The sequence below is a fragment of the Deltaproteobacteria bacterium genome, assembly GCA_016931625.1.
In the GTDB taxonomy this organism is placed as follows: Bacteria; Myxococcota; XYA12-FULL-58-9; order XYA12-FULL-58-9; family JAFGEK01; genus JAFGEK01.
The window spans coordinates 1-18,914 of record JAFGEK010000153.1; the positions used below are offsets into that span (position 1 = coordinate 1).

Genomic DNA, 18,914 nt, shown 5'->3' on the forward strand with positions numbered 1-18,914 from the left:
ACGACCCGTTTGACAATAACAGGTTTTCAAACACGCGGACATCTACCCGTGCTAATGAAGCGGACATCTATAAATACTTGTAACATGCGCCCCATAATTATGCAATTACAGTCTACATATACAGATGCTGGATGGGATTTTGCTGATGTTTGGAAGGTCAGTGCAGGAGAATATCCCAAGCTTATGTGGCAAAATTGAAACCGCTTTTTAGCTGCTGGTAAAAAAATTTAGCTGTGTGGAAATTTCTTGACTTAGAATACGTCGTGCAATTGCAGTCGCACAAGCATAAGTAGCATCCATACCAAAATAACTTAAGCTGCGAGAAAGCAAACTTTGGCGGCGGCTATATGGCGTATCAGATGCGTAATGTAAAAAACCAATAGGGTATGGGGTATGACCACCAACATTAATGATTTCATCACGGGGATGACGGCGCGGATCGAGTAGTTCGTAGATAGCCGAGAGGTAAGGACCAGCTTCCATTTCCATTACGGTGTAGCCTTCACGATAAAAGACGCTCATGTATTTGCGATTTTGTAAAAAGGTGCCACGTACGGTTAATACTTTTTGATTATCAAGTACGGAACCGTGTTTAAGATAGGGGGCAATGTCATCGGCAATAAAATCATTTAGTAAAATGTAAGTATTTTTTGAATGCTCATCAAATACGGTGCTTGAAATCATTACATCACCAACGCGGCCATTTAGAGTTGCGGCTTTACCCATTACAAATATACCGCGCAGAGAACCGATACCTTGACCGACCCGAGATAATAATTGATAGGCAGCTAAACCTAAAGGGTAGTCAATGTTGATAATAACCGCATCGCTTTTACGTAAATGTTCAAGATAGGGCATTTGCAAGCGCGGATCGAAGTTAGTGGGGTCAAGTTTGTTTATTTCAATGAGTTGTGCGGCAACTTCGATATGGCCAGGATCAGGCGCGGTGATAATGCCATTAGCCGCATCCCAAGTTTGCACTAATGATTGTCTATCCTGACTTCGACGAATGTGTTCACGCAAGACAAAGTATAAATAATTGGCGGCATTATCGCGGTTTTCGTTTAATGCTTGTTGGAGATCGCGTTGAAATACTGGCGAAGTTTCACGTTGGGCAGTTAAGAGCAATTCTTCTTTATGAGCTAAAGCATAGCCACTTAAAAGATTAGCAAGTGAGTGGGTGTTTGATGAAACAAAATAAACTGGTCGCTTAAGTAATTCATCAGGGTTTGGATAAAGTGATTCGATACTATGCCACCAGTGTTGCGCTGCCCGTTGATATTGATTGAATGATGCCGCTAATAAACGCAGACGAAAATCGGCGATGTCAGAAGCAATAGCAATAAGCGCTTGGTGGGGTTTTTCACCCAAAGCTACCATTAATTTATCGAGATGATCATCTGGTAGATTTAAAATACTTTCAAGTTCTTCGGGTAGGTCAGGATCATCAGCGGCAATAGAGCTTGCAGCTAACTGCTTGCCTAGCGAGCTAGCGACAAGTAACGCATGCATTTTATTCCATTCAATTTGATAAGCGACGATGATTGGCACCAAGTCATCAATATCTGAAGCGCTAGCAATGAATACGGCAAGAGTGTCGGTACCATTGTAGCGAATGGGGCGACGTCGACCGCGGGCAGCGACACGTTCCCATTTTTGTACTTCATAACCGAAGGTGGCAAATTGCTCTTCTGATTGCCCGAAAATGAGTTGTTTTGTTGATGGCATGCAATCAGGAAGACGGGTAGCTGCATAACCAAAAGCCGATATATCGGGCTGTAGCCGTCGGGCCCCGAGGTGCAGACTTGATTTACTAAAGGCATGGGTTTCTTCAAGAGAACGTACGCGAATATAACCAGTAGAACGCAACAGGGAGTAGTAGGTGCGAATATAAAGATCGATTTCGTTACGGGTAGTATCTGGGCGTTGGCGATCCATTAGTTGCGTCCTTTTTTTAAAGCAAATTAGTCGCTAACTCAGCAAGCTCAGATCTTTCTCCTTTTACTAAAGTTACATGACCAAAGATTTTTTCAGCCCTAAAGCAATTTACCGTGTGTACTAAGCCATTATTGGTGGCATCTACATATGGGTTATCGATTTGGTATGGATCACCGGTAAGTACAATTTTTGTGCCTTCACCAGCTCTACTGATTATAGTTTTCACTTCGTGGGGTGTTAGATTTTGTGCTTCATCCACCACCATAAATTGATTGGGGATGGAGCGACCACGAATATAAGTTAAAGGTTCGATTTCAAGTACACCCATATCCATCAATTCGTGATAGCTACGACCTTGGCGACGCTCTGCTTTACCTAACCCCATAAGAAATTCAACGTTATCAAAAATAGGCTGCATCCAGGGATTAAGTTTTTCTTCGATGTCTCCGGGAAGGTAGCCAAGATCACGACCCAAAGGAAATACCGGTCGTGCAATTAAAAGACGTTGGTAGGTACCTTCTTCAGTGACTTTTTGTAAACCAGCGGCAATGGCTAATAGAGTTTTTCCAGTGCCAGCTTTGCCAACTAAGGTAACTAATTTAATGCGATCATCTAATAATAAAGTTGCGGCAAATGTTTGTTCTTTGTTACGAGGTCGAATTCCCCATAAACCATCTTTGAGTTTAGTAATCGGTTGAAAGATACGATTTTCAAGATCGACTCTGGCTAATGCTGTATGTGAATCGTTGGTATTATCACGTAGTAAGGCAAATTGATTGGGAAAATAATAGGGGTCAGCAAGCGCTAACTTTCCTTCTTTATAAAATTCGTCAATAGCTTCGTTAGCTACAGGTACATCAGCGATACCTGAATATAGTTCTGAAATATCAGTGCGGGCGGCATCATAATCTTCGACCTTAAGACCCAGAGCTGCAGCACGAATACGTAAATTGACATCTTTAGTAACAAAAATTACTTGCTGTTCTGGTGACTGCTCTTGACATTCAAGCGCAGTGGCAACGATGCGATCATCCGCTTTTAAGGCATTTTTATAATCATTTGGTAAGCCCCTAGTCGAGATAGCTACACGAACAAGACCGCCATCACCGCTAGGTACTCCTTCAGTAATATTGCCTTCAAGACGTAATTCATCAAGAGAGCGTACGATTAAACGAGCATTACGACCAAGTTCTGAAAGTTCTTTTTTAAAATTATCAATTTCTTCGATTACATGAATAGGAATAACTACTTCATTATCAGCAAATGAAAATATTGCGCGTGGGTCATGCAATAAAACGTTGGTATCAAGAACAAAGATTTTTTTTCTCATGCGTTTGTTTTTAACCCTCTCGTTTAAGATTTAACATCGCATAATTAATACAACGGTTACGTCCTTGATGCTTAGCAAAATATAATGCTTGGTCAGCACAATCTATTAATTTGGGTTTAGTTGTGGCGTCATCTGGGTAGGTAGCTATGCCTAGTGAGATGCTAGAGCGAAATTTGCCTTGTTCGCAGTAAAACTGTTCGTCTTTTACAAGGACGCGAATACGTTCCGCGAGTTGTAGTGCCCCTTGTTGATCTGTCTCAGGTAACAATACTGCGAATTCTTCACCGCCATAACGTGCCACAGTATCAATTTTAGCACGTGCAGTTTGTGCTACAATATTTGCTACTCGTTTTAGTACTTTATCGCCAACTGGGTGGCCGTAGGTATCATTAACACTTTTAAAATGGTCAATGTCGGTTATTAATATTGAGAGTTTACGATTATAACGCTCGGCTTGTGCCAAAGTTTGATCAAAAAGGTATTGAAAATGACGATGATTAACTAGCCCGGTGAGACCGTCGGTAGTTGCAAGGCGCTCATTATGTTCAAATAACTGGGCGTTTGATAAAGCGATAGCAGCATGATCGGCTATTACTTTAATCATATCGATAGTGCCCATCGGTAAAAAGTTTTTTTGGCTTGAAGCAATAACTAAAGCCCCTAAGCTTTTACCACGAGCAATTAAAGGTACTACCTTTACCGCAGGTAAGGGCAAATCATAACCTTGGGCGAAAATGGTCTGTTTTGCATTATGTACTGTACCATGAGGAAGTGGATATTGAGCCTTGATGGCAGCACCAACAAGACTATGCTCACTATCGATGGTTTGCCCAATCCACAAATCAGCTTCATTGTGCCCGGCCCAATCAATAGCTTCAATGCGAATGTGATGATGTCCATCTTGCAGTACTGCTAAAGCTGAAAATTCTATATGGGCTACCCGTTTTGCTGCCTCAAGGGTAATTTTAGCCACCTCATGTACGGTGAGTGTTTGGTTAAATTCGCGAGAGGCTTCGTAAAATTTTTCTTGCTGAAATTTAGCATGATCCATTTCAGCAAAAACACGTTCAACCTCAACCGAGCGTACAATTTCGGCTGCTAAGGTAGTTAAGACTGCCATGTCGGTTTCACTAAATGGCGTAGCATTAATGCGATCAGCCAAAAGGATACCACGCAAGAAGGAGCCTTCCATGACCGGGATACCTATAAAATCAGTTACTGGTTGGGGGCGATCATAATAAACTAAGCCACTGTGCCCTGGTTTTAAATTAGTAAGCTGTAAAATTTCTTGACGCTTGTTAATTACCCCCAAAAACCCGGCTCCTACCGAAATTGGTTTTTCGGTTATGTAATTTGATTGCGAACGCAGTTCTTTAATACGGAAAAAATGATCGCTATCGTCTAGCCACATCAGTGCCACCGTATGAGGTGATATTGCGGGTTCAGCTATCCCTAAAAGATTATAAAGAGATTGAGAAATTGCTTGAACTGAACCTAAATGACGCCGTTCATCGATTTCTTCGCAATTAAGCTCACGATCGGTATGCAATAAACCAGAAGTAAGACGATATTCGCGTGCTTGGGTTTGAATATCGTTGATATAGGCACGCAATTTTTTCTCGGCGATAGTTTTACGATCTAATAACTCAGAACGAAGAAATGAGGAGGATAAAGCTGCAAAAAAGATATTTAACGAAATATGAGATAATAAAAGATGCCAAGTAGCAAAATGGTCATAACGCCAGAAAATTATAGCCTCGATTGAAATGATTAGCAGTAAAAAATAGGCACCAAGAGCTAATCCATGAAAAGCCACTAAAAAGCTGACTAAAGCGTAAATTAAAGGATAAAGTAAACTATGACTACCGCCCGTGACTTCAAATATGGCAAATGCGGCCACTACTAATAAAGTGCCAAGTTCAAAGTCATTAAAAGTATTGCTAGCATATGATAAGCCACGGTAAACCCGTTGCCCCAGACGCATAACCAATAAAACTGAAAGTACACCAAGTGCAATAAGCGCATCTAGGTTGGCCATGCGTAGCCAGCCAAGCCAGATAGTACTTAAGACCGCAAATGCTGTAGATAGTCCTAAAGTGTGATTGATGAAGTTGTATACCGTTCGTAACAGCCAACGCACAAAAACAGGGAGTTGGCCGTTGCTTTTTATACGCATACGCTGCGTAGCGTCAGAAGGTGCATCTGCCTTGCGTTGACCCACACCTATGTCATGCCGCACAGCACGGTCTTAAGGCAAGTATATTGAAATGTTAAGGCGTAGAGTTTTTTTAATCAAATTGGGGAATATATGATATTGGACGCTTGGCGCAGCAATATATGCAGTGGTAGCAATACAACCAGAGATTCATTTATAAGCATATTGTATTAAATAGGCTTGGCAAGGAGAAGGTTATGAGTAAGCCGTCGCGGTTGCAGCTGGTCATTGCTTTTCATGAGCCTTTATCGAGAAATGACGATGATCTCGAAAAGATATGGGAAGAAGGCTACGCTCCCTTTATTTCGCGGCTAGGAGAACTCAAGATTAAAGCTGCCGTGCATTTCACCGGTCATTTATTAGATCACTTAGCTCATCGTCGTGAAGATCAATTGCTACAAATTAAAAGATTAGTACAAGCTAAGCAATTTGAGGTTCTTGGCGGCTTGTTTTATGGTGGTATTCCATCATTACTACCTGAAGTTGATGTTCGTGGCCAAGTGCAAATGATGACTGAATATTGGGAGTCAGTGATTGGTAAAGCTCCACAAGGTGTATGGTTGCCAGAACTTGCTTGGTGTGCCGAAGTACCACGTTTATTAGCAGATACTGGTTTAGCTTATGGTTTTGTTGCAAGTTCGCAAATAGCTCTCAGGCCTGATCCAATGTTTTCGCTTGTGGTTGTTGAACGTGGTGATCAGAGTTTGCCAGCCTTTATGCTTGATTCAGAGTTATCAGCCGCCTTAGCTAATAGTGAACTGATGGGTTGGCAGACAAGGGTTGAAGCATTAGCTAAAATGCAGGGTAATTTGGTAACAGTGTGGATTAGCGCGGGTGCACTTGTTGAAGCAGCAGCCAGTGATACTGAGGTAATTGACCGATTTTTTGATGCTTTTAGCAATTTAGCTATGGTATTGCCACAAGAGAGCTTTGCTTTAAAACCACGTGCAAGTGCGGTTCGCTTGCATCCTGGAGTGGCTCCAGAATTATGCCCAACTGAGCCTCGCTTAGATTTTGACGATTTTGCGTTTCGTTCACGGGCGGTTGATTCATTAAGTAGACGCATGCTGCGAGTTAGCAAAAAGCTTTATGAAGCAATCTCTTCGATGGAGGATGAAGAATTAGAAGAACGCTGGAGCGATGTTTTAGCTACTGCGCAACGGGCGATATTTGCAGCGCAATCCCCAGACCCATATGTCCATAGTGATGATGCTGAGGGTGAAGTTCTTCGTGCAGCAGCTATTGCTAAGCTAATTCATGCTGAGTCGTTAATCGATTCTTTGGTGCAAGGTAGCGGTGATTGGTTGGTTACCGAAGAAGAAGATGCCGACTCAGATTTGCACAATGAAGTATTTGTGGGGAATCGTTATTTTTCCACTTGGATATCGCCAGTAACTGGTGGTGATATTCGTTCTATTGATGATCGCATCAATAATATAAATTTGTTGGTACCTATTGGCATTGCCCCTAACAAAATTTGTACAGTTAGCCAAAGAATTCTTGATCCGCAAACTTCAGCAAATATATTTTTTAACGGGCAAGAACGAGATTTATTAACGGGTTTGCACGAATGGGTAATAAAAAGTAGTGGAATAGATGAGCAAGACAACTGTGCTTATCATATTGAATTAGAGACTAAAGCAGAACTGGAAAATTCACCACGTATATTAACTATTAATAAACAAATAAGTATTCCGATTGATGCTGCTGAATTGCGTTTAAATTATAAAGTGCAACTTGATAAAGGGTCAGCGGTTCTTTTGGCACTCGATATCCCAATACGTCTTCCTAATATACCTAATATAATTTTATATAACGATAACGAACTTGCTTTAGAATCAAGTGGCGAGTTTTCTGAAGCCAAAACGATACTTTTTAATACTGATAGTGGCAGTCTTAAAATAAATATTTTACCTGCGTATACTGTGTGGTTTAAACTTGTTGAAGATCGTATTCATTTAATGCCGATTGTTAAGGTTAACCAACAAGCTAACTGTTCTGTTTGCATTATCTGGAAAGCCAAAGCACCCGCAGGCGAGGCTACATCTGTATCATCAATTACAAATGTTGATCTTTCATTAAATGAGGGCGCTTTAGAAAATCAATTATAGCAAGATCAGCAGTTGGTTTTTTTATTAGTCTCATGCCTAAGAAGGTTACTTTAGTTAAAATATTTGGTATATTTGTTTGACATTAAAGGTAGGAATTCATACCATTATAGTATGAAAACAGTGGTTTCAGAAAAAGGTCAAGTTACCATTCCAAAAAAATTAAGAATGCGCCTAGGCATTAAGGCTGGGCAGACTCTCGAATTAAGCGAAAAAGCGGGCTATATCATAGTTGCTAAAACCAACGATGCAGATGTATTAGACAGACTTTATGGTATTTTGCCTAACAAAATGACAACTGACTCATTTATTAATTCAATTCGTGGAAAACCAGATACTTTATGATCACAGCTATTGATACCAGCGTTTTATTGGATATTTTCACGGCAGATAAAAATTATGGTCCTCGCTCGAAAGAAGCACTCAGAGACTGTATAAAAAAGGGGCGCATTATAGCATGCGAAGTAGTTTTTGCTGAAGTTGCATGCGCCTTTCCTAATATTAAAATGGCTAAAAATGCCTTAGATGAGCTTGGTATTGAATTCGAGCCATTTGGCTCTCAAGCTGCTATGCAAGCTGGCGAAGTTTTTAAGGCTTATCGTTCTCTTGGAGGTAAACGAGAGCGTGTTATAGCTGATTTTTTAATAGCTTCACATGCACTAAACTATGCGAATCGTTTGCTTACTCGCGACCGCGGATTTAATCGTACTTATTTTAAAAAACTAACGATTATTGATCCATCACAATAATAGTACATCGCCTCTATATATGGTGTCTTGCACTAAGCGCATATTGTGAGCATATTAGATTTCGTTCTTTTTGAGCCTGTGGTTCGACTCTCAAATATATGGTACTGTACAACCCATGCGTACAGTAGATTTTTTACGTTTAGTGAGGGATCGTGAGCCGGTACCTGCAGATGAAATTAAGGCATTCATTCTTGAGGTTACATCAGGAAGCATTCCCGATTATCAAGTAGCAGCATTTTTAATGGCAGCTTGCCTTAATGGCTTAGCAGATGATTCGACAGTTGCATTAACCCACGCAATGCGAGATTCTGGCCGGATTGTAGATCTCCAGCATATTGCTGGATTAAAAGTTGATAAACATTCTACTGGTGGTGTTGGCGATAAGATTTCATTAGCACTTGCACCGTTAGTGGCCGCTTGTGGGGTTGCGGTACCGATGATTAGTGGCCGTGGTTTAGGTCATACCGGCGGTACATTAGATAAGTTAGAAGCCATACCTGGATTTCGTGTTGATTTAAGCATTGAGCAGTTTACTGAAATAGTCAGCAAATTAGGCTTGTGTTTAATTGGTCAAACAAAAGATTTAGCTCCAGCCGATCGTAAATTATATGCGTTGCGTGATGTTACCGCCACAGTTGAATCAATTGAATTAATTACCGCTTCAATATTATCAAAAAAACTTGCTGCTGGCATAGATGCTTTGGTGCTTGACGTAAAAGTTGGTCGTGGCGCGTTTATGAAAAATATTGAGCAAGCTCGCCGCTTAGCACAATCATTAGTAAAAGTTGGTACTGACGCAGGGTTGAGGATACGAGCACTACTAACGCGTATGCAAGAGCCATTGGGTAGAACAATTGGCAACGCTCTTGAAGTCAAAGAGGCAATCGAAATTTTACAAGGTAAAGGTCCGGCAGATACAACCGAACTGACCTTTGCCTTAGGCGCAGAAATGCTGCTTTTAAGTGGCGTAGCCTATTCTCATACTCATGCACGCGAAAAACTTACACAAGCTATTAGCAGTCAAGCGGCAATAGAGCTTTTTGCTAAGCTCATAACGGCGCAACATGGTGACGCTCGTGTCATCAATGATCCGTCGTTATTACCTTCGGCGCCTTTGCAAACAAAAGTATGTAGTTCTACTAATGGTTTTATCAACGAAATTGATGCATATAATCTTGCCATGTTAGCAATGCAAATAGGCGCCGGGCGAGCGCGTAGCGATGACAAAATTGACCCGGCTGTCGGTATTGAGTTGTTAGTGCAGCGCAGCAGCCAAGTACAAAAAGGTGACGATATTGCGATTATTCATCATCGCCATGACTCTGCTATTGAGGCAATTGCTAATCAAGTTAAACAGTCTTTTATTATAAAAGAAAGACCACCAGAGCCAGTTGCTTTAATTATTGAGAGTATAAGCTAATGAGGCGAATATGATGATTAATAAAACTGAAATTGATAATGTCGTGGCATTAATTCAAAATTCTTACCCAATTAAACCAACAATAGGATTAGTTCTTGGATCGGGCTTGGGGGGCTTTGCCAATCAATTACAGGATAGGGTTACATTTAAATATAAGAGTTTACCAGGTTTTTGTTCAAGCGGTGTAGCTGGTCATGTTGGTGAGTTAGTTTTAGGCAGCATAAATGGCACAAATTGCGCAGTAATGAATGGAAGAGTGCACTATTATGAAGGTTATGATATGCAGCAAGTCACTTTTCCTATTCGCGTTTTAGCCGCTTTAGGAATTAATGTTTTAATTGTCACCAATGCTGCTGGCGCGCTTAAATCGAAGATGCATCCTGGAAGTTTAATGCTGATTAGCGATCATATAAATCTTACTGGGCAAAATCCGCTGCGCGGTCCAAATAATAATGAATTGGGGCCGAGATTTCCTGATATGTCTTTGGCATATCCTTTTGCAGCAAGAAAAATATTGCATGAGATTGCAGCTGCACAATCAATGACTTTACATGAAGGCGTATATGTTGGTGTAACTGGGCCGACTTACGAAACTCCAGCAGAAGTACGTATGTTAGCAGCACTCGGCGCTGATGCTGTTGGCATGTCAACAGTTGCTGAAGTGATTGTAGCAGTACATGCGGGGATGCAAGTTGTGGGAATAAGCGTAATTACTAATCACGCTGCTGGGATAGCAAAGCACCAGTTATCGCATAGTGAGGTACAAGCAATAGGAGCACAGGTACGGCCAAATTTTAATAAGCTGTTAGTGCAAGCGGTGCCGAGGTTATCAAGACTATGGTCGAAAGATTAATAAATTATTATGGTTTAGCTAATCGACAGGTGAAAACCACATGAATGCCGTAAGCGAAGAAAACGAACTCATTAAAAAAGCTATTATTGCACGTGATAATGCATACGCTCCCTATTCTAAATTTAAAGTCGGTGCGGCGGTGCAACTTCAGGACGGTCGAGTTTTTACCGGGGTAAATGTTGAGAATGTTTCTTATGGCTTAACGGTATGTGCTGAACGCAATGCGGTCGCTGCAGCAATACAATATGGCGCTAAACCTAAAGATATAGTTAGTATAGCAATAGCAGTTGATGCTCCCAAACCAGCATCACCTTGTGGTGCATGTCGCCAAGTACTAGCAGAATTTGCTAGCGAAGAACTGGTGATTATTTTACATAATATAAATTCAGCAATTACTGAACGAATGAAATTAGCTGAATTGTTGCCAAAAGCATTTAGCAAAGACGAACTTGGCGTTACTTTTTAAAAGCTTACTTTCCAATCATCAGGTTGTTTTTCGGGAAAAACTAAAAATCGTCTACCTAAAAAATTAAATATCAAACCTATAGCACAAGAAACCGCTTTGGCTAAAAGCGGTGTTGTGCCAAGTTTGATCAGCCCAAGAGTGACGGTCATATCTAAGCCACCAGCGGTTGTTGCAACTAAAATAAAAATAAGCAATTCAAGTGGAATGTTCCAACGCGCTTTGTGTCTAAAAATAAGAAAAATGCAAAGCACATAGTTAACGGTTGCCGCGATAATGAATGATGTTGCGATTGCAATAAAAATATTAGTGTCAAATTTTAATAATAATGAAAACGTTAACAGGTTGATAAGCGCAGCCAAGCCGCCAACAAAAAGGTAAAGTAGAAATTGAATAGGTAATGGAGCATGGCTAGCATTATAACGAAAAATACAATAGAGAGCGCGAAAACCATCTTTCACCCCTATTTTTTTGCCCTCTTGATAAGTACGACCATAGTAGGAGACCCCCATCTCATAAATACGCAACCGCTTTGCTGCAATTTTGGCAATAATTTCAGGTTCAAAACCAAAACGATTTTCACGAATATCAATTGCTTGAATTACTTCACGTTTAAATACCTTATAACATGTTTCCATGTCAGTAAGGTTAAGGTCAGTAAACATATTTGAAAGCAGGGTGAGAAACCGATTACCCAAAGAATGCCAAAAATACAGCACTCGATGAGCCCCACCACTAAGAAAGCGCGAGCCCAATACAACGTCAGCTTTATCTTCGATAAGCGGAGTTAAGAGTCGCTTAAGATCGAAGGGGTCATATTCGAGATCGGCATCTTGAACAGCAACAAAGTCGCCGGTGGCGCCTTGAAATCCGGTGCGCAGAGCCGCACCTTTGCCTTGATTTTTGGTATGATGCAAAATTTTAATTTCTGTGTATTGATGAGCTAGTGAATGCGCAATCGATAAACTATTATCAGTTGAACAATCGTCAACAATTATTAATTCTAATGCAAGTGATGCATCAGCGATGCGTAATACGGTTTCTACGCATTTTGCTAAAGTTCGCTCTTCGTTATAACAAGGAATGACTATAGATAATTTGTTCATTTTAATTATCAGCCAACGCTTGTGATACCGGCATATGGGCAGCACGCAGTGCGGGCCAAAGAGCCCCTAACAAAGCTGCGACAATGGCGGCAATTATAGCTAATATAAATAAAATAGGTGGCATAACAAAAAAGCTCGGGGGCATGAATGGCAAATTAGGTAGCAGCATACGTACGCTATTATCAATAATGATGGTTATTATTTTGCTAGTTATACAGCCTACGATAGCACCGCCAAGCCCTAAAATTATGGCCTGAGTTAATACTATAGCTAGTAAATCACGTTGACGAGCACCAGTAGCACGCATAATTGCTAGTTCGCGACGTCGTTCAGAAAGCGAAGCAAAAAATGAATGAGCAATATTAAGCGCAGCTAAAGCCAAAACTAATAAGCCGACGAGACTGGCAAGCGCTGTTGCGATAATTAATATATTGCTGGTACGTTCAGCCGTTTCATTAACTGCTAAACCAACAGTTTTTACCGCGGCGGTGATATCAGAAACTGCCGCAACCGAATCAGCCTTAAGTAGAATCGAAGTATAATTTTCGCTGGGGTCGATTGCATATTTTTGCAAAATTCGACGTGCGCTTGTTAATGGTACGGTAACCCCAAAACGCATGGCATAGCGCGAGACTCCGATGATGCGTGCCCGTTCAACGCCAATTCGTTTTGCACCGCGAGCCCCCAACATCATTGAGCGTCCAATGATGAGATCGAAGGTAAATCCCTTTAAAGTTGCACTAGTAAGTTTTGGTCCACCAACAGTTGGGGCAACCGAACTATTATATACTTCGATAAGTTGATCAGAAATAATTACCGGTATGTAACTGTCATTACCGATAAGGTCATTACCAATTTCTTCTTTTAGTAACTCTTCAGGTAATCCATTCATAAACATATCGGTATGTAAGCGGTGGCCAAACAAAGAATCCCCACCTTCAGCTCCAAGGGGGAGATCAACTTCAATAGTCGGATATGCTGCTATAACATGTGGAAGACGGCGTAATTTTTCAAGAGTATTGGCATCAAGTTTTGCGCTGCCCAATAAGCCGCCAGCATTGATTTTAAATAAACCAAGATCAACAGTTTTGCTTACTACTTCGACCATATCGAGTGGTAGTTGGCGGACAACTTCTTTTAACACTAAATCACGAGCACCTAAACCTAACGCTGCTATGATCAATAGAACACAAATACCAAGAGCAATACCAGCCATTGATACAGCAGTACGAGCTTTAGCAGCACGTAAATCATGTCCAGCCATTATTACTAAATTACGCAGCTTCACTTAAGTTTCCTTTATGCAAATGAATTTGGCGATTAGCCATAGCAGCAATTTCATTGTCATGAGTAGCAATAAGCAAAGCTACTCCCTGATTAGAGAGTTCTGAAAATAACTGCAAAATAATAGCAGCAGTTTCACCGTCAAGATTGCCGGTAGGTTCATCACATAATAATAACTTTGGTTTAAGATATAAAGCGCGTGCAATGGCTACACGTTGGCATTCGCCACCAGAGAGAGTGCGTGGTAAGCGATGAGTTTTTTCACCCAGACCAACATGCGATAACACCTCATGTGCTCGTTGGTAATTTAAAGTTTCATTTCCAAAGCGTGCCGGCAACAATACATTATCAAGGGCGCTTAAATGTCCTAGTAAGTTGTAGGCCTGAAAAATAAACCCTAAGATTTTATTGCGAAGTGTTGATAAGCCCGAGTCGCTAAGCGCATGAAGATTGGCATTAGCAATAGTTACTTCACCACTAAAATCATTATCGAGAGCGCCAAGAATGTTGAGGAGTGTACTTTTTCCAGAACCTGAAGGTCCGAGTAGAGCAACGCATTCTCCAATATTAATTTCAAGATTAATTTTTTTAAGGATGGCTATATCTTTGTTGGCATCGCGTACAATTTTACTTACAGAGGTTGCTTTTACCAGAGGCACTTTGTCTAATATTGCAGCGTCATGAGTTATTGATGTAGGCATATTTTTAGAACTCATTGTAATTGCTCGCTAAGCTTAATGCGCAAACCATCAGGTTCTCCAGAAACACTAATAACAATATCGCCGATGGCCTGTAAAAGCTTAAGTGCAGTGGGGATCATGGCAACAATATCTACAGAATTATTAGTGTCTAGTTTTTTTAACTTGGTTAATTCGTCAAGCAATACATATGGCCTAATGATTAAAACACTAGTCCCAGTTTGTTCTGTTAATTTAATGCTACTACTAGCAAGCTTTTGTTCTAAGGTTGGTTCACCTCCTTTTAAAAGATTTAATGCTTGGCTAAGACGGTTTGCACCTGCCGCGTATACGTAAGTATTGCCAAAAAGAGCCCAACCAAGTTTTGGGGTAAATGTTGCATTTGCATTTTTTGGGATAGCGCGAGTGTAGATTTTTATTTCTTTTTTATCAAAGCGAATCTGTTGCAGATTCATTTCTATACCCCGTTTTTGCATGGATTTACGCGAATTTTCAAGTGCGCTAAACATTGCCTTCTCGTCAGTAACTTCAGCAGTAGCTACAATATGAATAAAGTCTAATAAACTGTTAAAACTGGGACGTCGTTGCAGCTTACCTGCGACACCATTAAATTTGTTTAAATATACAGACAACGTAGAAGCGCCGGTTAGTAATGGTAAAATTTCTTTTTCGGGGTCAAGTGAAGTTTCTTGATGGGCTAGACTCAGTACTTGATTTAGCCATTGGAGCAAAAAAGGTTGAGTGCGTATTGCTGCTAATGTTTTTGGTTTTGCCGCTCGACTAATCCCAGCGATTAGAGCATTTGCGGCAATATGTTTTAGCATAGCTACGGGTGGTTCACTTGCAAGTGCTTTATCAAAATTAGATCCTGGCACTGGTAATTCGATATAAGTTTCAAAATTTAAACCACTATCATCAATTTTTATACTAGTAGCAATTGAATGATAGATTGTAGTTTCAGCAAAAAGCGAATTTTTACTATTTTGTTTAATAGGTTTACGTGCATTTATATCACCACGGACATACAATACTGGATATTTTGCAGGTATTTTAGCGGTAGTCTTGCGAAACACCGCATCGTTTAAAAGATTAGTGGCATTTTTATTTTTATTATTATTATTTTGTTCTAATCTTTTTAAAACTGTACGTATACTTTCATCACCATCAACAAAAGCGACTAAAACAACGTTGCCAACATGAACCCAAGAAACACCATAGACAATTTCGGTACCAAAAGGTCTGCCTGCTCGCTGTAATGTATATTTACCAACTTGTTCGTTACCAAATTTATCCGAACTCAATTGAGCAGCGATATATTTTTTAAAAATCTCATCGAATTTTTGTTGATCATTGATGCCGATAGCAAGTACATAATTTTCTTTTTGCGATTGCCCTTCAGTAAAAGCAATTAGGCCTGCTTGTGGGTCGATACCCCAAGCATTAAAGCTTTTACTATCAAAAATATCAAAATTGTATTGTTGCTTTATTTTTTGGCGTACCAGGGAAAATTGTTCAGCGCCGCCATGACTAGTTAATTTAGTGAAAAAACCATTGAGGCCATTAATGAAATCATTGAAATTGTTAACTATAAATGCGGTGTGGGTGTCACCTGCCGGTAAAGTGCGAATATCGATGGCTTGTTTTTGCTGGCAACCACGACAAGAAGTTAGTGCTAATGCAACGGTGATAGCGCTTGTAAGAACGGTAAAATTTCTAAGTTTTAAATGATTAAAATTCATGCATTATGGTTATCATAAAATATGCTGTTGAGAAAATATTACATTGATATAAACAAACATGTACAAATAAAAATACTTGTGAGATAACAAACATTTCATGAAAAGATGTTTTATTGGGCTAAAGTTAGAAAATAGCACGGTCGAATCACTAAAAGTACAGCTACAAGCCCTTAAAAAGCTGCCAACGACAGCTGCACGTAAATTGCGTCCAGTAACCCCAGAAAATCTCCATGTAACCGTCAAATTTTTAGGCCCCGTACCCGACGCTCAAATTAATGACATTTTAACTATTATGGCCAAAGCAGTACAAATATTCACCCCAGTCGCCATCAACGTACAAGGTTATTCGAGTTTTGGTACGCTAGACAAACCGCGACATATAATTGCCTTACTAGACGATAAAAGTGATTTTATTATAAAGCTTGGTACATATCTTGATGAACTACTTATGCCATTGGGTTTTGCAATAGAAGATAAGCCACGTATTGCTCATATTACTTTAGCACGAGTACAACAAGCAAAGGTTAATGGAGCATTAACCGATTGGCTATACGATGCGCCAAGAGGCAGAGTAGGGCCGGTAGCAACTGCTGCACTTATATTGTTTGAAAGCAAAAATGATAGAGAGCGGCGGGTATATGCGCCAATAGGTGAGGTCGCTTTTTAATTAATCTAAAAAATAGACTTCTGCTATTGTGGGAGTAACGACATAAAGGATTTTTATTATTATATCTAATAGCTCTATAAATTTGCCAACCGTAACCGCGCTTGAGCAACTATGGCAGCAAGTTAGCTCGCGACCGTTATGGGCACCACCAAATTTTAGACGTTATGTTTTGTTGCGTGAACAAATGCGCCTTAAACTAATTGATCCCAAGCGGGTGAATATTTTAGCACCTGCAGGTATGGTCAATGATTGCACCAGCTGTCTTGATAATTGTTGTATTGGCCGCCGCTCCATTGTTTTATTGCGTTTGCGGGATATTGCCACCCTGATTGATCTTAAACGCGAATATCTAATCAATATCGAAAAACCGCAATTTACCACTGAAGAGGTATCTGGTCGTATTGCGCTACAGAGACAAGTTAATAGTGACAGTTGGCAAACTTTTCCGGTGTTAGCACAAAACCGCTACTTTGCTTGTAAGGCGCTAACTGACACGGGGCAGTGTTCGCTTTATCCAAATTGGCCCTTGGCCTGCGCGCGTTTTCCGTATGCTTTTGATTTAGAGAGTAAAGAAGCATTTTTTAGCCATCGTTGTGATTCATATTGGATCAGACACGATGGACGTGTTGATGATCATATTGAAGCAATGAAGCAAGCTGCTGTGGCGAGCTATAACGAGCGTATTAAAGATAGTATTTTGTTAGCATATGCAAAGGATAGGCTTAAAGAGTTAGGATTAATGAGATTTTTACAGCTATAAGTATTGTTATTAAAGAAGCTGTGATAAAAATGTCTTTGCTGGCACTACCATGGGTTTATTTATTTGTGCAAAACAATCAGCATTTACAAAATTTGCATTAATAATAACCTGAAATGTATACGGGGCTTGGGTTTGCTTGCGAAAAAACTCAAGTGACGGGCTAAGACTAGTTTCTGATGTTTTAACCTCTACAAGTATCCAAGGTTTGTTATCCCGCGTTATTAAGAAATCAACTTCACGTTTATTTTTATCGCGTAAATATGAGAGTTGAAAATCACCAAAACCGAAATCAGTCCAGCCTTCAACAGCTTTAAAAAGGTGGCAAGCAACAAAAGTTTCGCCACGTTTACCAGCATCGCTAATATTCGACCAATCACGTAAAAACCATTTAGGTTCTTTGCGTAATGAGCGAGTGATATTTTTAAACCAAGGTCTAATTAAAAAACCAAAATGTAAACTGCAGAGAGTATTAATCCAACGACGAAGCGTATCAGCACTTACTTGAATTTCAGCAGCAAGATTACCGTAAATTAATTGTTCACCTGAACGTTCAATAAGAATGTTAGTTAATACTTCGATCTGAGATAATTCGCGTACCTGGGTAAGATCACGAATATCTTCGCGTACTAATTGTTGACGTCTAAGTGACCACCATCGGCGGGTAAAACGGTAATCACGTTTAATAAATGGTTCGGGAAAACCACGATGTTCCCAGAGCGCAGTAAAATCATCAGTAGCAATTTTTTTAGGCGAATGTAATATTTTTTTAGCATTCGGCAGACTTTGCCAGACAATCTCAGCTATACTAAATGGATGCATGCGATAGTGAAAATACCTACCCATTAAACTATCACCACCACGCCGGAAAGAATCTAAGCGTGAACTCCCAGTGATAAGAATACGAACATTTTCACTGTAGGTGTCGTAAAAACCTTTAAGCAGGGTTTTCCAACGGGAAAACTTGTGTATTTCATCAAGAATAACAACTTGTGGTTTTTCACGTAAACTTGAGAGTTTAAGACGTTCAGTTATTGCTGCCGGACCACGAAGTATGATGCGGCGATCATCACTATTATCCCAATCAAGATAGCTTTCTGGTGACGAAGCAACATTACGACAAGTTGTGGTTTTGCCAACTTGACGTGGACCAGAAACAAAAATTATTTGGCGATATTGGTTTAGATGATCAGCAATTATATCATCATAACAGCGATGCAGAAAAGTCATTTAACTATTTTACGATATATCGTATTTTGGTCAAGACTATTTTACGATATATCGTATTTTAGACTAGCCATACCGCCAAATCAAAATGTGCATCAAAATGTGCCAGAGGCTTATATGGGGTATTAACTTTACGATAATGTGTGGCAAAAACAGCTCGATTAATAACATCATAGAAACGTTTTGAACCTGCCGTTTTATAAAGTGCACGCATTTTTTGCCATACGGCGACCATGCCTATCACATAAATGCTGACCCGCGAGCTTCATACGACATTGCAAAACATGACGATGTGCACTTTCAACACGACCACTGCCGATACTAATACCACGCCGACGATACTCAGGATAATTCATTCGG

General features: G+C 40.2%; 18 protein-coding genes. 9 read left to right on the forward strand and 9 right to left on the reverse strand.

Annotation, left to right across the window (positions count from 1 at the left end; genetic code table 11):
• Positions 1–198, forward strand: a 198-nt coding sequence (locus tag JW841_12870; GenBank protein MBN1961830.1) for a hypothetical protein, incomplete at its 5' end; no start/stop codon positions are given.
• Positions 199–207: 9 nt separating this feature from the next.
• Here JW841_12870 and JW841_12875 read toward each other — a convergent pair.
• The 3 genes from JW841_12875 to JW841_12885 are packed head-to-tail and all read right to left on the reverse strand — an operon-like array spanning position 208 to position 5,489.
• Positions 208–1,938: a hypothetical protein gene (locus JW841_12875; protein MBN1961831.1), complete on the reverse strand. Its 1,731-nt coding sequence runs from the start codon at positions 1,936–1,938 to the stop codon at positions 208–210.
• A 16-nt stretch (positions 1,939–1,954) separates the two neighbouring features.
• Positions 1,955–3,268 (reverse strand): PhoH family protein, encoded by a 1,314-nt coding sequence (locus tag JW841_12880; protein MBN1961832.1) that lies wholly within the window; start codon positions 3,266–3,268, stop codon positions 1,955–1,957.
• A 10-nt stretch (positions 3,269–3,278) separates the two neighbouring features.
• Positions 3,279–5,489 carry a diguanylate cyclase gene (locus JW841_12885; protein MBN1961833.1) on the reverse strand — a complete coding sequence of 737 codons (2,211 nt, stop codon included), beginning with the start codon at positions 5,487–5,489 and terminating at the stop codon, positions 3,279–3,281.
• A gap of 191 nt (positions 5,490–5,680) precedes the next feature.
• Here JW841_12885 and JW841_12890 point away from each other — a divergent pair, with 191 nt between their 5' ends.
• The 6 genes from JW841_12890 to JW841_12915 all read left to right on the forward strand — a co-directional run bounded on the left by JW841_12890 (position 5,681) and on the right by JW841_12915 (position 11,079).
• Positions 5,681–7,594, forward strand: a complete 1,914-nt coding sequence (locus JW841_12890) for a hypothetical protein (GenBank protein ID MBN1961834.1) — start codon at positions 5,681–5,683, stop codon at positions 7,592–7,594.
• A 111-nt stretch (positions 7,595–7,705) separates the two neighbouring features.
• Positions 7,706–7,936, forward strand: coding sequence for an AbrB/MazE/SpoVT family DNA-binding domain-containing protein (locus JW841_12895; GenBank protein ID MBN1961835.1), 231 nt, complete (start codon positions 7,706–7,708; stop codon positions 7,934–7,936).
• Positions 7,933–8,340 carry a PIN domain-containing protein gene (locus tag JW841_12900; protein MBN1961836.1) on the forward strand — a complete coding sequence of 136 codons (408 nt, stop codon included), beginning with the start codon at positions 7,933–7,935 and terminating at the stop codon, positions 8,338–8,340. Before JW841_12895 ends, JW841_12900 begins: the two co-directional genes overlap by 4 nt.
• A gap of 115 nt (positions 8,341–8,455) precedes the next feature.
• Entirely contained in the window at positions 8,456–9,760 is a 1,305-nt protein-coding gene (locus JW841_12905) for a thymidine phosphorylase (GenBank protein MBN1961837.1), read from the forward strand.
• A gap of 13 nt (positions 9,761–9,773) precedes the next feature.
• Entirely contained in the window at positions 9,774–10,613 is an 840-nt protein-coding gene (locus JW841_12910; protein MBN1961838.1) for a purine-nucleoside phosphorylase, read from the forward strand.
• 40 nt (positions 10,614–10,653) lie between these two features.
• Positions 10,654–11,079, forward strand: coding sequence for a cytidine deaminase (locus tag JW841_12915; protein ID MBN1961839.1), 426 nt, complete (start codon positions 10,654–10,656; stop codon positions 11,077–11,079).
• On the opposite strand, the gene JW841_12920 is transcribed toward JW841_12915, so the two are convergent.
• Genes JW841_12920 through JW841_12935 form a run of 4 tightly spaced genes read right to left on the reverse strand, consistent with a single transcriptional unit; the run spans position 11,076 to position 15,903 of the window.
• On the reverse strand, positions 11,076–12,182 hold the full coding sequence (locus JW841_12920) for a bifunctional glycosyltransferase family 2/GtrA family protein (protein ID MBN1961840.1): 1,107 nt from the start codon (positions 12,180–12,182) through the stop codon (positions 11,076–11,078). The two genes, JW841_12915 and JW841_12920, sit on opposite strands and share 4 nt — an antisense overlap.
• Before the next feature lies 1 nt (position 12,183).
• A complete protein-coding gene (locus tag JW841_12925) occupies positions 12,184–13,470 on the reverse strand; it encodes an ABC transporter permease (GenBank protein MBN1961841.1) in 1,287 nt (428 codons plus the stop codon).
• The gene (locus JW841_12930) at positions 13,457–14,167 is read right to left on the reverse strand and encodes an ABC transporter ATP-binding protein (protein MBN1961842.1); all 711 of its coding nucleotides are present in this window, start codon (positions 14,165–14,167) and stop codon (positions 13,457–13,459) included. The genes JW841_12925 and JW841_12930 overlap by 14 nt, the downstream gene beginning before the upstream one ends.
• An 11-nt stretch (positions 14,168–14,178) precedes the next feature.
• On the reverse strand, positions 14,179–15,903 hold the full coding sequence (locus JW841_12935; protein ID MBN1961843.1) for a DUF3352 domain-containing protein: 1,725 nt from the start codon (positions 15,901–15,903) through the stop codon (positions 14,179–14,181).
• Positions 15,904–16,000: 97 nt separating this feature from the next.
• Here JW841_12935 and thpR point away from each other — a divergent pair, with 97 nt between their 5' ends.
• Entirely contained in the window at positions 16,001–16,570 is a 570-nt protein-coding gene (gene thpR, locus JW841_12940; protein MBN1961844.1) for an RNA 2',3'-cyclic phosphodiesterase, read from the forward strand.
• A gap of 82 nt (positions 16,571–16,652) precedes the next feature.
• Entirely contained in the window at positions 16,653–17,330 is a 678-nt protein-coding gene (locus tag JW841_12945) for a YkgJ family cysteine cluster protein (GenBank protein MBN1961845.1), read from the forward strand.
• A 9-nt stretch (positions 17,331–17,339) separates the two neighbouring features.
• On the opposite strand, the gene JW841_12950 is transcribed toward JW841_12945, so the two are convergent.
• Together JW841_12950 and JW841_12955 are read right to left on the reverse strand one after the other, a co-directional pair.
• Positions 17,340–18,494, reverse strand: coding sequence for an ATP-binding protein (locus tag JW841_12950; protein ID MBN1961846.1), 1,155 nt, complete (start codon positions 18,492–18,494; stop codon positions 17,340–17,342).
• 121 nt (positions 18,495–18,615) lie between these two features.
• Entirely contained in the window at positions 18,616–18,768 is a 153-nt protein-coding gene (locus JW841_12955) for a hypothetical protein (GenBank protein MBN1961847.1), read from the reverse strand.
• Between the last annotated feature and the right edge of the window lie 146 nt (positions 18,769–18,914).